This is a genomic window from Mesorhizobium sp. L2C066B000 (assembly GCF_000502335.1).
Classification (GTDB): domain Bacteria; phylum Pseudomonadota; class Alphaproteobacteria; order Rhizobiales; family Rhizobiaceae; genus Mesorhizobium.
In genome coordinates, this window is the sequence record NZ_AYWZ01000016.1 from 166,742 (window position 1) to 182,469 (window position 15,728).

Consider the following 15,728-nt stretch of genomic DNA (forward strand, 5'->3'; position numbering starts at 1 on the left):
GCGGCAGCATTCGGGTTGTATTGTTGCGTTTCACGAGTTCTACAGTAGTCTGCAACTGACTGATTTTCATGGGGCTGCGCTGGAATTCCAGGACGGTCGTCAGCGCAAGGCGGCAGTCGTGGGGGGATAGCGCATGCCGACCAACAACTGGATCCGGTTTCTTCGGAACTACGGACCCATTCCGACCAACGATAATATGTACGACGAGACCATTCAGCGGGCGTTGGCTCGCCTGAAGATGCAGCCTATCGAGCTGCCGGCTCAGCATCTGGCATGGTTGGTCGACAATTTCAGGTCAGACGAGTGCCAGTCCATCATCCTCACGGGCACCGCAGGCGACGGAAAGACCTATCACTGCCGACGCGTGTGGCTTGAGCTTGGCGGCACAATTGAAGATTGGAACGGCGGAGAGAAGATCCAGCGCCTCAGCTTGGGGTCTCGTCAACTCATCGTAGTCAAGGATTTGAGCGAGCTTCGCGCGGACGAGAGCAAACCGCTGATCGAGCAGATGGCGTGGGATGTCGCAGACCCCAATTCCCCCCGGGTCTACTTGATGGCGGCCAATCATGGTCAGCTTCTCGAAAAGATGAAGACCGCCGGCAGCGACAAGACGACGAGCGCTCTTGTCGAGGTGGTCGAGAATCTCTTGGTCGTTGGTCGCAGCGGGAACTCTGCGATTAAGCTCGATTTGAGGGATCTCAGCCGGTCTGCCGCCGCCGTGATGATCGATCAGGTCATCGATGCAGTGACGCTGCACCAGGGTTGGGACGGCTGCGCTGATTGTCCGGCGCTGAATGGCGCAACCTGTCCGATCCGTGAGAACCGCGAACGGCTGGTCGGGACCACCGACAATGGTCTCTTCCGGCGTCGGCTCGGCAATCTGGTCGAAGCCAGCGAACAGAATGGCGGTCACTTTACCATCCGCCAGGTTCTATCCCTTGTCACGAACATCATACTTGGCCATCCCGATGCACGGGACGGACTCATGGCGTGCACTGATGTCGCCGAATTGGCAGCTGCGGGAACCGCGGAGCGAGCCAGTCCCTACCGCAATGTGTTCGGCGGCAATCTGAAGCCAAGCCGAGCGGAACGAACTGAACCCTTTCGCAAGCTCAACCTGTTCGGCATCGGCTCGGAAACGAGCAACAAAGTCGACAACATGCTGGTCTACGGCGCCGACGATCCGGCACTGGTGGAAACCTACCGCGCCCTTGTGCAAACCGATCAGGTCTACGGCGAGACACCAGCCTATAGACGGGCGCAACAGTCCTACTTGGAGGGCGACGATCCCAGCGCTGTCGCCCGTTTTCTCGGGCTCCTTCGCGGGCAGCGTCAGCGGTTGTTCTTTACAATCTCAGATGAGCTGGCAGACACGTTGGACCTCTGGGACCTGACCGTCTTTCGGTACGCTGGGCTCTATCTCGAGACCAGTCGCGCGTTGGCCGAGAAACGAGCATTGCCGCGGCAGGTGATGCCCATGCTCATACGCGGGCTGAACCGGGTGTTCACCGGCATGCTGATCCAGAACCAGGACGAACTGGTTCTTGCAAGTTCGGGAAGCCAATCGCAGTCGAGAACCAGTCCCCTACTCGAGGAATTCGTGTCCGTCGCCCGCAGGGCCGGCGAGGAGGTGGCGCTGCTCGGTGACGGGGATGGAGGCATGAAACTGGTGGTTCGACTCGCACGTGACGACCCGCCTGAAGTAACGCTGCAGCTGTCCACGACCCGTTTTGAATTCTTGGGACGTGTGGCCGAGGGCGCGCTGCCGACGAGTTTTTCGCTCGAGTGCCACGAGGACCTTCTTGCCTTCAAAGCACGGCTGCTGAGCGCCGTCGAACGGCGGCGATTCCTTGATGGAGACGACCGCAATGACGGAATCGTCCTCAAGTTCATCGACCTCAATTCTGATGGCCGTGCATCATCGCGTAGCGTCACGGTGAGGCTCTGATGGAGATTCTGAAGCGCCCTATTTCCCATGAGGATCGCACCGGACCAGCGTTCTGGGTCGACGAGGCGATCTGGGGGCATCGACTGCATGACGAACAGACGCCCTGGCTGATCCTGCTTGAATTCCTTGGTGTGCTCCGGTCGGAGCAAGTCGCCGGCCGCGCCTTTGCGGAGGGGGAGTTCAACGCACTTTCCTATCGTCCGCAGACACAGTTGCGACTGCGCAATCTCATCTTCAATAATCCCTACCTCTTGACCATCGGTGCCGAGGGGCTTTCCGACGATGCAGCCTGGACCAAATGGCTGGAGTTGATGGAACAGAACGCCGGCGGCCTCGAGAGCCGGGACTTCAGTTACCTCCGCGGCCGCTTCGACTCCTTCGACGATTTTGCCTCTGTGGTGGGGTTCTTGCAGTCGTCCGCCATCGAAGGCGCCAGCAATAAACGCTGGAGTTCAAAGTTCGTTTTCCCCTTCGGTCCCAGCGCGCTGTACGAGGATGCTGCGGTGACGGCGTCTGGTGTCTCGACCGATAGGCGGTTTTTTGCTCGAACCGGCGAAGTTCTCTATCTGATGCTGTGCCGGTCCAAACGAGCCGCGGAGCTCAAGGAACGACTTGTCGGAAAACTCTTCGAACAGCCAACCGTTTACGATCGGCTGGTCGCCGCGCTGCAAGGCGAGCCTCAACTTGCCGAGCGTGATCGGCCGGGCGCTTACCTGCCCTGCTCGACCCATCCGATCTTCGATCAGCTCGCCGAGGATTGGATCGCCATTTTAGATAGCCCAATTTCGGTGTTCGACGCTCTGCCGCACATCGTAACCATCACCGGGCTCAATCTAGTTCGATACCAGCTTGACCGGGCGCGTGAACTGCTCGACTCCGTGCCCATTACGATGATCTGCGAGATCGTATCGCCAAAAAAGACCGTGATCCGTGACCTTGCCGCGGACTCTTTTCAAGCGAACAATTCGCTGCCCGGTCTTGCCATTGAGCATTACGTCCGCAGTGCCGAAACCTCCCATGAGTGGCAGCTCGCCGTTGCGTCGGACGATGCCGTTCTCAGCGCCGCAGAGGTATTGGGCCGACAGTTTGACTGGCCGGATCCAGACGACCTGCCGACCGGGATGAGCAATCCTGGCGACCTGATCGATGCGCTCGTCGGCAGGGCGAAAACCAGGCACGCGCAACATGTGGGCAAGGTTCATTCGACCTGGGCGCGGCAGATCGGATTGAGCTCGCGTCGCTCAAGCCGGCGCGTGCGCTACGCACCGACCGACCGCCTGCTCAAGACGCTTGTCGTCTGCTGCGTGAGCGAGCGGATGGAGTTCAAGGACTTCCTTGCTGCGCTCCACGATCGCTATGGCCTCGTGATCGGAGATCAACAGGCCGCGAGCATCATCGGCGCCGGAAAAGCCGATCAGGAAGACTTCTCCGACAATGCGCGGCGGCTGGAAGAACGGCTGATTAGCCTCGGCCTGCTCAACCGGCTGTCGGACTCGGCCGCCTATGTGGAAAATCCGTTTCGCCGCGAGGTGAGAGCATGAACCCTCTCGATCTGATCGGCGCGGCAGGGGCTGCGGCGCTCCAAGAGCGCTTGCAGGGCCTCGGGGCCGACAGCGGCACCGCTCGTTTCATGCTCGATCGCCTCACCGGCCCGCAGGTTGCCGCTATCGTCAGGCAGTTGGTTTCCGACGCTTCGATCCAGTCGCAGGTCAAGATAGCTGTGCCCCGCGCACTCGTCGATGGCCAGGGTCTGCCCGATTCCGTCATCACCGATGAGAGGACCGTGGCGTGGCGGCATGCCGAATGCGACCGTCCCGCGCTCCTTATCGCGAACACCGACGATGATCAGGGCGCATCTTTGCACGATGTGGCGTTGATCGGCGCCAAGGAACTCAAAGAAGGACCAGCCTATTGGGTGCTTCCTGCGTCCGATGGTCTTGGGCTGCCGGAAGAGCACATCGAAGCATGGCACACAGCCCTTAAGGCCCTGTCCAGTGTCGATGACTGGCCACTCGCACAGCTCAGCAACTATGTTGCCATGACGCGAGCCGCGATCGACGGCATGTCGCTGCCCGTTGCGGACGCACTTGGCTGGGCGCTACCGGCACTGCAATTGCCGCGCGACACAGGATACTTCCGATCGCAGCGGCCAAAGGATCTGCAGCAGCAAAGCCGCTGGCGACGCCTTTACGACAAACTCATCTCTGATCGTAGACCGCTGCTTTCCAAACAGCGGCCCAATCGCCAGCCGATCGAAGCCGACGAGCTGCGGGATCAGTTCGAGACGGTTCGGGACGAGATCGCCGCCGAGCTGCACCCGACGATCGAGGCATTCGTTGACTCGCCAGCCGGGTGGCGCGAGGCGACCGAAAAGCTCGCTGAGCTCGAGTGGGAACAGGACAATATTCTTCTCATCTTCTCGGGCCTCAAGCTCAAGAAGCTGAAGCTTCCCGAAGAGACCGCTCAGTTTTTCGACTATGAGCGTCCCGATCGCCTCAGCGACCCGGACAAGGCATATCTCGGCGATCTCAAGGGGCGATCCCTCAAGGAGTCGCGCGAGGACGACCGCGAGTTCTTCGAAGCTCATCGGGAGGACCTCGCGGCCAACAGGCAGCTGCGCGCCAAATGGGAGAAGTTCGTCTACGGGCGCCCGATTGAGTGCACGGATTTTCTCGATGGCTTGGTTCGCAGCATCGAGCGGCTCTTTGCCCAGCTCGGTACGCTCAAGATGCCACGCGGGATCGAGATCCGGTCTTCACGCCGGACCAAGACGCAGTGGTTGGACATGAATGTCGACGTGGCCCGCGCCTTCAGCCTCAAGTACAAGGCCCTGCGTCAGGTTCTCCCACCAGCGGTCAGCTGGGACACGCCGCACATTTTCGAGTTCGAAACGCTCCTCGAAGCCGCAAGCAAGAGCCGGAAATTCCGCGAGAATGTCTCGACGTCGCGCGCAAACATCCAGATCAAGTTCGATCTCACTCTGACTGTGGGAAGCGGCCCCGGTGCGGAGAAAAACACGGTTCAGTTGATCTGGCGGGCCGAGCCAAACGCGATCGGATTGGCGTTGCCCGATGACCTCGCCAGGCTCGAAAAGAACCCATTCGGCATTGCCGAAGTGTCGCGCATGCTGGTCAGCAAGAAGGGTGCGATGCAGTCGGTGTCCCTCGCCGACGTAGGCACTTTGCAACCCTCCTTCCGCCAGGATGCCGGATCGTTGGTTCCACGATCGACCAATGTCGAAGACTTAAGCAAGGCCCTGCCCAGGGCCATTAAGGCAGCTGTCGCGGGCGGTCGCATCACGCCGCCTGCCGGCGCGGACCTTGGAGAGACATGGACTGCCTTCGTCGCGGGCTACTCGGCTGCCGTCGAAGATTGGCGGACGAACGGCATGGGGGGAACTCCTCAGCTCGAACAGGCTGATCTGTACGCCAAGCTGCTTGAGCAACTTCGTATCTCGGCGCCAGGTGACTTAAATCGGCGGGACCTGTGGGAACCGATCCTCAGGATCGGCACGGTTCAGATTGCCGGTTCGACGCCGGCTGCGATCGTGGCGCCTTGGCACCCGATGCGGATGGCCGCAACAGCAGTCAAGATGCGGTCTCTCTGCGGCCTGATTGATCACCTGCTCAGGGCGGAGGAAGTCAATTTTGGCGACCAGCGGCTCTTTTTTGCCGATCTCCGGTCCGAGCTCGCGCACCCTTACTATCCTGAGGCAGTACCGGGTTTCACCGGAGGTGAAGCGGTTCTCCTGACCGAGACGAGCACACTCAACGATTACAGCTTCATGGAACGGCCGGTTCGCGATCCCTCGGAAGCGTCCACCGATGTGGATCCGGCCGAGGCTGCGCGTGAGATCCGCGGGCTGATCGGCCGTTATCTCGACCTGCAGCCGCATGAGCGCGCCAATCTCAGCATCATGCTCTACAACTGCGATGCGGCTGGCCTGCCATTGGCCACGGTCAACGCGTTAGGATCCGTTCACGAAGACGAGGTCCACTGCAACGTCCTCGTCCGCCATCGAGACCGCTCGAAGCTCAACAAGGTCTATACCGATCTCCTGGATCAGTCGGGCAACGACCCGGACGCTATCGTCGTCAGTGAGACCTCGCTCAACTTCATGTCGAAACTCAGAATTGGGGTGATGCTTGAGGGCAGCACTGGACGCCGGGCGCCTGACGAGCGCAGCGTGGACGTGGCGTTCCTGCATGATGTCGTATCGCGTCAGGCCAGGGAGGCCTGGTTTTCTGTCCCGCGGAACGACGACACGGACCCCTCGATCGCCGACCACGTGCCGCCTCGCTGGTCGTATCGCCGGGTCGTTGGAGAAGAACAACTCACCGCTACAAGCTATCTGGTTTCGCCCCGCCAACCTCGGGTCGGCTGGTCCTATCTCGATGCTCTTGCGGCCGTGATCCGCAAACAGTCGCATCGCGACAACGAGCATTACCTGCCCGCGCGTCAGATTTCGCTGCAGGACCATGGCTTGGAGGCCATGTTCAAGGATGTCCACGGCCTGGCCGAGTGGGTCGCCACTTATGACGACCTCCTCGACAAGCGGCAGCTCATGGCGCAGGGCATCAAGGTCATCCGATATCGGCGCGAACGCACGCACGGCCGCAACATGGTCGTGTCCTCGACCTCGGACCTGCGCGTCCTGCCGGTGCTTGTCCGTCGACGCCTCGATCAACTCAGCCTCGGGCTTAGCGATGACCGTCTATCTGCGCTTGCCGAGAGAATGATCGCCGATGCGACGGCCATTTCTGGCGATGTCATATTGCGTGCGGCAAAGCGCGGCGTATCAGCGGGGGAGTTGATAGGCCTGGTTCTCAGTCGTGCACTTGTTGCTGAGGAGCTATTGAAGCGTCCGGCATCGTGGTTCCTCCTCGACGACTACGCGCAGTGGCTGGGCCAACGAGAGGAAGGGATTGCCGACATCCTTGCGCTCAGCGTCGACCCGGGGCCTGATGGGCGCCCAAGGCTTCGCGCTGTTGTAACCGAAGCGAAGTATGTCGAGGCCAGTGGTCTGGCGGAAGCCAAACGTCATTCGAGCCAGCAGTTGCGACAGACAATGCGCCGGATCGAGGACGCACTTTTCGGCGATCCGGGGCGGCTTGACCGTGACCTATGGCTTTCGCGTCTTGCTGACATCCTGCTCGATGAACCGTCGGCTCTGACCGCGAGCTTTTCGCTCGAGGAGGTCAGAAATGGAATCCGCAACGGCACGGTGGAGATCGATCTAAAGGGCTATTCCCATATTTTTGTTTCGGGACCCGCAGACGCGGGTGGCTCGCTCGGCGATCAGGACGAAGTGACCGAGGTTCGGGGACTACAGGAGATCTATACGCGAGAAGGTCTTCGGCAGCTCGTCAAGACCTATGAGGCGTCCGACCCATTGATGCCGATCAGGAGCGCCTTGGGGGATCGCCGGCCTTGGGAGACATCGGAGTTTCGCGCGCCGGCACCGCGCGTTCGGTGGACCACGAAGAGTGGCCCAGCCAGTGGTACCGGGCCCAAGCCGGACGCCCCTCCGCCGAGCGCTTCTCCAACGACACCCACGCCCCTTCCGCCCGAGCCCAACGTGAGCGCGGGAACTGCGCCTGTTGCTGATGCCGGCGACGCTCAGCCTCATGCCACTGCCCGCTCCAGCTCGCTTGATCGGGAGGAGCAGGAGGCGACAGGACCGATCTCAGGGGACAACGAGAGTTTCGCCGGCATGGTGTCCCGGCGGGCAGGGCAGGTGCAGTCGGCGGCTGGCGAGGACGAACAATGGCTCGAGGCAACAGCCGGCCGCCTTCGTACCGCGCTGATGGGTTACAATCTACAGGCTAAGATCGCGGGGATGCGATTGACGCCAAACGCCGCCTTGGTGCGATTTGTCGGCAGCGACCGCCTGCGCGTCGAAGACATCGAGGCGAAGCAGTCAGCTCTTCTGACCACGCATGGCCTGAGAGTGATCTCGATCTCGCCGCTGCCCGGCGAGATCGTGGTGGGCGTGGCAAGAGCAAAGCGGCAGATTGTCTCGATGTGGGATCTCTGGGAACGCCGCGCCCTGAACCGCAATGCCGCCGGTCTGAACACGAGCTTCCTTCTTGGTCTGCGCGAGCTGGACGGCGAAATTCTCTATCTCAACTTGGGTGGGCCCTTCGCCGGCGTGTCACAACACGACCCTCACACGCTCATCGCCGGCGCGACGGGCAGCGGTAAATCGGTGCTGATCCAGGCGCTGATCCTCGACATCGCCGCGACCAATCCTAGCGCCCTAGTGCACATTCACCTGATCGATCCAAAAATGGGCGTCGACTACTCCGCGATAGAGCGGCTGCCGCATGTGAAGGGTGGGATCATCATTGACCAAGCGGTCGCCATCGAAATGATGGAAGGGCTCGTCATTGAGATGGACAGGCGATACGAGATCTTCAGGCAAAGTGGGGCTCGCGACATCCGATCGTTCAACATCAAGGCCGCGCCAGAAGCACGGCTGCCGATGAAGTTTCTCATCCACGACGAGTTCGCCGAATGGATGCTGACCGAGGATTACAAGGGTGCCGTCACCTCGATTGTTTCCAGACTCGGGGTGAAGGCGCGAGCCGCCGGCATCCACCTGGTCTTTGCGGCACAACGGCCAGATGCCGGGGTCATGCCCGTTCAGCTGCGTGACAATCTCGGTAATCGGCTGATTCTCAAGGTCGCGAGCGTCGGAACCTCAGAGATCGCCCTCGGGACGAAGGGTGCCGAGAACCTGCTCGGCCTTGGGCACCTAGCGGCGCGGCTGAGCGGCGAGGCCTCGACCGTCTTCGCTCAGGCACCATTTCTGTCCGACGAGGACATAGAAGACGTGGTGTCGGCGATCGCGGCTCAGGACGGTTGAGCTGGCAAAACCGGAGGCGCGGGAGGACAAAGCAGGGGGGCGAGGGCGTAAATGACCCCGGCGCACGAAATCGCCGCCGCGATCCACAACAGGAACTGAATGATCTTCACCGTCGAAGGCGGCCATTTCTTGTCCTTGTTCTTGATCGAGACCGCATACTCGCCGTCGAGCTTGTTCAAATTGGTAATGTAGAGGCTGAAGGCCTGGCTGAAGCGACCCATGATGAAAACGCTGGCGATACTCACGACGGCCGCGAACAAGAAAATTGCGACGGCAATGAGCCGATCGGTCTTGAGCTGGGATGCCGCGAAGTACCACAACCCGCCGATCGCCACCGAGAACAGCGGGGGAATCTTGTAGAGGATGTCGTTCATCGCTCTGAAGTGGGCGTATTGTTCTTTGTAGATTTCTTTGACGCTGACGTCGTTGCCTTCGGGCATGGGGATGCGCATCTCCTGTTCCGCCAGTACTCTATCAGCAAATTGCCTGGGCCTCGACCGTGGGCCGATTTCGAGTTTTTCCCGTTCGGGATAAGGTTGAGCTTGATCCGAAGACAGAGTCACACGCGCCCATGCCGATATATCTTGATGGTCACTCGACAACACCATTGGCGCCAGAGGCGATGGAAGCGATGGCACCCTGGTGGCATGCTCAGGTCGGAAATCCACACTCACCTCACCTGAGCGGTATGTTGGCGTCACAGGCCGTTGAGACTGCTCGCTCGGAACTCGCGTCCCTCATCGGCTGTGATCCACAGGAACTCGTCTTCACGTCCGGGGCGACCGAGGCAAACAACATCGCGATAAGGGGCATAGCTCTCGCCGCGCTTGAAGGTGGCATCGGGCGGCGTGACATTGTCGTATCGGCCATCGAGCACAAGAGTGTGCTGTCGTCCGCGAGTTCGCTGCGGAGTGCCGGCTTCCGCATCATCGAAGCGCCGGTTGATGTGAACGGCATCATCGATATTTCAGCTCTGGAACGGTTGGTCGGCATCGAGACACTCTTGGTGTCGGTGATGGCGGTCAACAACGAGGTGGGATCCATCCAACCGCTTGCCGATGTCGTTCGTATTGCCCGTGCGGCGGGGGCGCTCGTGCATGTCGATGCTGCACAGGGCGCGGGCAAACTTCCTCTCGACTGTGCGGAGTTCGATTTAGCGAGCCTTTCGTCGCACAAAATTTACGGCCCAATGGGCATCGGTGCGCTGTTCATATCATCGGCCGCTTCTCTCCGGCCGTTGCCGGTGTTGTTCGGCGGCGGTCAGGAGGCTGGCGTGCGCCCTGGAACCGTACCGACGCCACTCGTGGTCGGGTTTGGCGCGGCCGCCAAGGTCTCCAGGACGCGGCTCGTAGCGGACGCCGCCCATTCAGGGCGGCTGTCGGCTCTGTTCCTCGAAGAGTTGCGCAGCAGGCAAGTGCAATTCATCGAGAATGTTTCCGCGCCGAGTCGGGTACCCGGAAGTTTGAGTCTGAGATTTCCCGGTAATGACGCCATGTCGACAATAGTGAAGGCCGGTGATCGCATCTCGATTTCCGAAGGATCAGCTTGCACGAGTGGGCAGATAACCGCATCGCACGTCCTACTTGAGATGGGATTTACTTATCAAGAAGCTACAGAAACTATCCGTTTATACTTCTCCCGCTACAATAGCGAGGCGGACGCCATCGAGGCGGCCGCGGTGCTATCAGCAATAGTGGCGCGCTAGGGATTGCCAACTGGCGACACTCTCCAGTAGCATCCCCTCCATGTTGAACGACCTTCATGATCCGGCGACCGCGATTCGCCTTTCGGGCCACGAGACCTTCCCGCTTCGGCTCCTTTGGCTGAAGAAGGCGTTCGACCACGCATCCGACCCGGATGGAGTCGATCGTAGAACATTTCAGGAACAAAACGCAATCGCCACCTTCGGCGTCGGCAAAAATATGGCGCTCTCCATGCGTCATTGGGCGTTGGCGACGAAGATTCTGAGAGACAGCCCCAACCATCTTTACGCCACTGATCTAGGGCGGTTGATCTTCACCGACGGCACCGGGCTCGACCCATACCTCGAGCATCCGTCCACTCTGTGGTTGATGCATGCACACCTCGTGAGTGAGCCGCGCGCCGCAACGACATTTTACTACGCGTTCAACCTGCTCAATCAGATTGCCTTTACCAGGGACGATCTCGTTAGGGCCATGGCAGCGATCATCGAAGCCCGTGCAACCGCAAGGGCAACCGCCGAGACCCTCAAGCGCGACGTTGAAGTGTTCGTACGCAGCTATGCGCCCCGTCACTCCGATGCAGGGGAAGACGCGGCAGAACCGTTGCTAGTCGAGCTCGGCCTGTTGCGGGAGCAGCGGTCGACAGGCCAACTCGAATTTGTCCGTGGGCAGAAGCCTTCATTGGACAACAGCATATTTGCGCTCGTGTTAAAGCAGTTCTGGGAGCGTCAGCACTCGTTGTCCCCCACCCTCTCCGTAGAGCAGGCGCAGTATGACCCCGGGTCTCCCGGGCGTGTCTTCAAGCTTGACGAGGATAGCCTAGTGGCACGGCTGATGAGCATCGGGGACGCCACCGGCGGGAAAATGGTGTGGACCGATACGGCGGGACTCCGTCAGGTCGCTCTGGCTGGCCGTCTCGAGGAAATCGACGAGATCGATCTCGTCAAAGCCGGTTACCGTGGGCGGAGAGCGGCATGACCAAGCTTGCCGACATCGTCAAGGTCGAACGTCGGTTCGCGCTGTCCGCTCGGATCGACACCGATCTCAATGGAACACCGCCGCTCACCGGGTATGTGTTGCAGGCGAGCGTCCGCAAGTCGCTATTGGCCATGCTGGCGGGGATCGCCGATGGGTCGCAGTTCGCCTTCACCTGGACCGGCCCGTATGGCGGCGGCAAATCTTGTGCGGCGCTGCTTGTTGCCAATCTGGTCGCCGGCAACAAGAAACAGCGTGCTCTCGCCGAAGGGATCGTTGGGCAAGATTTGGCGGAGCAGTTTTCCTCGGCGTTTCCTGGCCGAGGACGCTCGTGGGATGTGGTTGCACTGACCGGCCGGCGCACGAGCCTAGCGGGCGCGTTGGCGGATGCGGCCGCAGAGCAATTTGAGTGGACTCAGGCGGCGCGGGATGCAGCGCGCGACGAACGAGCACTTATCGACCAATTGGAAGCGCGTGCTCGTCAAAAGGGCGGTTTGCTGATCGTCATCGACGAGCTCGGCAAGTTCCTCGAGCACGCGACGAATTCAGCCGGCGACGTACATATTTTGCAGGATCTCGCCGAGCGAGCAGCACGCTCCAACGGTCGGCTGGTCATTGTCGGCATTCTGCATCAGTCCTTTGAGCAATATGCCAATCGCCTGAGCCGGACTGGTCGGAACGAATGGGCGAAAGTTCAGGGCCGGTATCAGAACGTCCCCTTCGTTGCGCAGGCCGACGAGGTCGCGGCGCTCATCGCTCGTGCGATCGGCAGCGACCACGCTCCGGGAAACGCCAAAGCGATTGCCGGGCTGACGGCAGAAGCGATCTCGCACCGTCGGCCAGTCGATGTCGCGGGGCTGACGGAAATCCTCACCCAAACATGGCCATTGCACCCCGTCTCCGCTCTGTTGCTGGGACCGGTGTCCCGCCAACGGTTTGCACAAAATGAGCGGAGCGTCTTCGGCTTTCTCTCTTCGTCGGAACCCAACGGGTTTCAGGCCCACTTGGCGCGGACCGACGTCGACGGAAACGCCTGGTATGGTCCGGATCAGCTTTGGGATTACTTAGTTGCAAACTTTGGCAGCGCCCTTTCTGTTGGTCCCGAAAGCAATCGGATGACACTGGCCATGGAGGCCGTAGAGAAAGCGGCGCTCTACGGCCCGTTGGTTGGCAAGCTCGCCAAGGCAGCGGCGGTCGTCGAGCTGTTCAGGAATGGCTCTGGGCTCGCGGTTGCCGACGACATCCTCTCTCTTTGCGCGCCAGAGGCGAAAAAGGCCGACGTTACGGCGGCGATCGACGAACTGGTCAACCGAGCGATCCTCATCCGTCAGCCGCGGCTTGGTGGATACGCCCTCTTCGCCGGCAGCGATTTCGACCTCGATGAGGCGATCTCCAAGGTCGCGCTGAAGCTCGACGCCGATGTTCTGGCTGATTTGCCATCACGGCTTGGCGTGGGGCCGATCGCAGCCAAGAGCCACTACTTTGCGACCGGTGCTTTGCGCACGTTCGACGTTGTCATTCAGTTCGCCGACGAGAGCCCGCAAAGTCCCGCTGCGTGGGCCAAGTGGACCGCTGCGGCATTGGCCAAGACGAAGCGGCGGTCGGCGGGTCTTCTCATTATGCTGCTGCCCGACGCGCGAAGCTTCGAAGCGCCAGTCAAGGTCGCCGCCAAGCAGCTCAGTGTCGAATTGGAAAACCTAGGAGTCCTGGCCGGCGTTGCCGCGAGTGAGCAGGTCTGTCTGCTAAGGGATCATGCGAGCGACCTCTATGCCCTGGATCGCATCGAAGAGACGCATCCGCAGCTCGAGGGTGATCGGATCGCCCGCCGAGAATTGTCGGCACGTAAATCGTTGATCGCCGAGATTGTACGCAGCGACTTGCTGAAGGCGTTCTCTTCGGCCCGCTGGTGGGCATTCGGTGACAGCGCAAAAGATGCATCCGGCAAGAAACTCGATGGCAGGGAACTGACCGTCTTGGCGTCGGCCCTTGCGACGACTGCTTTCAGCAGCGCACCCGTCATCCAATCGGAGTTGCTCTACCGGGATAAGCCCTCGACTGCCGCCATGGCGGGCCTGAGGACCTTGATGCATGCCATGGTTTCGAAGTCGGACGTGGCAGACCTCGGGATCGAGAACTTCCCGGTGGAGCGCGGGCTCTACCTAACGATCGTTCGGCCATTGGGACTTCATCGGCAGGATGACAAGGGCGTGTGGCGCTTCGCCGATCCTGCCGAGGCGGGCAGGACTATGAAGCCTGCCTGGACGGTGCTGGGTGAGAAGCGGGTGAACCTGGCCGAACTCTTCGACACCTGGGCAGCGCGGCCATATGGTATCAAGCGGGGCGTGATGCCCGTACTGGTATTGTCCTATCTGCTGGCGCACAGAAGCGCGGTCGCCGTTTACGTCGACGGCGCTTTCCAGCCTGCCATCGACGATATCGTCGCCGACCGCATTCTGCAGGATCCTGCAGCCATCGAGTTCCGCCGGATTTCGCGCTCCAAGCGCGATGACGCGTTCGTCCAGCAGCTCGCCGCGCTTCTTTCGACCGAAACAAACCCCGTTGAAGCGAAGGCCCTCCCGGTCGCATCGGCGCTCTATCAGCGTTTTCATGCCCTTCCGCTGTGGGCGCAGCGCACTCAGACGCTGGCCGAAAATGTTCGCAAGGTCAGGGACATTGTGCTGAAGGCCAGCGACCCTGAAGCGCTGCTGTTTTCGGACCTCGCGTCCACCCTTAAGGGAGAGCCCGATCCCGGGGTCAGCGTGGTGGCCGCACTGAACAAGGCCGAACAGGCCTATCCAAAAATGCTGGAAACGCTCCGCACGAGCTTGGCCGAGCATCTTGGGGTCGACCCGATGACCTTTGATGGAATTGGGCCGCGGTCTTCTACCGCCTCGGGCGTCTCGGCCGAGTTGCGCGTCGATGCCTTCATCATGCGTGCGGGCGCTTTCGAGGGAAATGGCGGCGATATCGAAGGATTAGCGAGCCTGCTCGTTCATAAGCCGCCGCGTAATTGGTCCGACCGCGAACAAGAACAAGCCATGTTCGAAATGGCCAAACTCTGCCTGCGCTTTCGCGAGGCAGAGACATTCGCCGCAGTTCGTGACCGCTCCCCCACCTCCCAGGCTATTTCGGTCATGGTCGGGTTGGACCCGAAGGAAAAGCCGCTCTTTCATGCCTTCCAAGTGTCAGAACAGGAGCTTGCGGCTGCAGACATGGCGGCAGACGACTTGATGGCGCAGCTTCGCCTAAAGGGCATGCGACCGGCCGTCGAGCTTGCCGCTCTCGCGCGCATCGTGGAACGCCTTTCCGAAGGCAAGGGATTGGAGCCAGCATGACGACTGCAGTGCATGAGCGTCATATTCTTGGAATTTCAGGTGGCCGCGACAGCGCCGCCCTTGCCGTCCATATGCGCCAGACTAGGCCGGACCTTGATCTAGAATACTTCTTCACTGACACCGGCAAGGAGCTAGAAGAGGTGTATTCGTTCCTCGACAAGCTCGAGGGGTTCCTGGGAAAGCCCATTACCCGGCTTAATCCGGACCGGGATTTCGACTTCTGGCTTAAGGAATACAATCACTTCCTGCCCTCCCCCAAAACTCGGTGGTGCACGCGGCAGCTCAAGCTCCGTCCGCTTGAGCAGTGGCTGCGCGAAGACCTCGATGCCGGGGTTGTCGTACATTCCTACGTGGCCATCCGGGCTGATGAACCCAGTCGCGAGGGCTATCAGGCGACCCATGGCAACATGCAGGTGCACTTCCCTCTGCGGGAGGATGGCATCAGTAGGGCTGGCGTGATCGAAACGCTCGAGAGCGCCGGCTTGGGCGAACCCGAGTACTATCGCTGGCGGACTCGCTCGGGGTGCACATTCTGTTTCTTCCAGCAAAAAATCGAGTGGGTGCGCCTAATGCGGGAACACCCCGATTCTTTCGAGGAAGCCAAAGGCTATGAGAAGACTGCTCGTGACCATGGCTCGCCGTTTACCTGGAGCCAGGGCGAGGGACTTGACGAATTGAGCTCGCCTGCGCGCGTTGACGAAATCGAGCGCGAGTTCGAGCAGCGCCGTGCGCGCCTAGTGGCTCGGCGGCGCGTGAACCCGCTCGCCGGCAATATTGTGCCCACGATCGATGACGTCTACGGGATCGACGAGGCCGCGGCAGGATGTGTGATCTGCCACAAGTGAGCGCGTTGACCCGAGCGCAGTTGCGCCGAGGGTTGGGCATGGGAACACGCCGAT

8 protein-coding genes are annotated in these 15,728 nt (G+C 60.7%); 7 read left to right on the forward strand and 1 reads right to left on the reverse strand.

What is annotated here, in order from left to right; genetic code table 11:
- Positions 1–133 precede the first annotated feature (133 nt).
- Genes X733_RS140930 through X733_RS140920 form a run of 3 tightly spaced genes read left to right on the forward strand, consistent with a single transcriptional unit; the run spans position 134 to position 8,816 of the window.
- On the forward strand, positions 134–1,948 hold the full coding sequence (locus tag X733_RS140930) for a hypothetical protein (protein WP_031193939.1): 1,815 nt from the start codon (positions 134–136) through the stop codon (positions 1,946–1,948).
- Positions 1,948–3,489, forward strand: coding sequence for a hypothetical protein (locus tag X733_RS140925; RefSeq protein WP_023819801.1), 1,542 nt, complete (start codon positions 1,948–1,950; stop codon positions 3,487–3,489). The genes X733_RS140930 and X733_RS140925 overlap by 1 nt, the downstream gene beginning before the upstream one ends.
- The gene (locus X733_RS140920) at positions 3,486–8,816 is read left to right on the forward strand and encodes an FtsK/SpoIIIE domain-containing protein (protein ID WP_023819802.1); all 5,331 of its coding nucleotides are present in this window, start codon (positions 3,486–3,488) and stop codon (positions 8,814–8,816) included. The genes X733_RS140925 and X733_RS140920 overlap by 4 nt, the downstream gene beginning before the upstream one ends.
- Here the strand turns inward: X733_RS140920 and X733_RS140915 are convergent.
- Positions 8,804–9,268 (reverse strand): hypothetical protein, encoded by a 465-nt coding sequence (locus tag X733_RS140915; RefSeq protein ID WP_023819803.1) that lies wholly within the window; start codon positions 9,266–9,268, stop codon positions 8,804–8,806. The genes X733_RS140920 and X733_RS140915 overlap by 13 nt on opposite strands.
- Positions 9,269–9,387: 119 nt before the next feature.
- Between X733_RS140915 and X733_RS140910 the strand changes: the two genes are divergently transcribed.
- The 4 genes from X733_RS140910 to X733_RS140895 are packed head-to-tail and all read left to right on the forward strand — an operon-like array spanning position 9,388 to position 15,674.
- Positions 9,388–10,521, forward strand: a complete 1,134-nt coding sequence (locus tag X733_RS140910) for a cysteine desulfurase family protein (protein ID WP_032911438.1) — start codon at positions 9,388–9,390, stop codon at positions 10,519–10,521.
- A gap of 40 nt (positions 10,522–10,561) precedes the next feature.
- The gene (locus X733_RS140905) at positions 10,562–11,497 is read left to right on the forward strand and encodes a DUF4007 family protein (RefSeq protein ID WP_023819805.1); all 936 of its coding nucleotides are present in this window, start codon (positions 10,562–10,564) and stop codon (positions 11,495–11,497) included.
- Complete coding sequence (locus X733_RS140900) at positions 11,494–14,829, forward strand: hypothetical protein (RefSeq protein ID WP_023819806.1); 3,336 nt, start codon at positions 11,494–11,496, stop codon at positions 14,827–14,829. Before X733_RS140905 ends, X733_RS140900 begins: the two co-directional genes overlap by 4 nt.
- Complete coding sequence (locus X733_RS140895) at positions 14,826–15,674, forward strand: phosphoadenosine phosphosulfate reductase family protein (RefSeq protein WP_196813770.1); 849 nt, start codon at positions 14,826–14,828, stop codon at positions 15,672–15,674. Before X733_RS140900 ends, X733_RS140895 begins: the two co-directional genes overlap by 4 nt.
- Positions 15,675–15,728 lie beyond the last annotated feature (54 nt).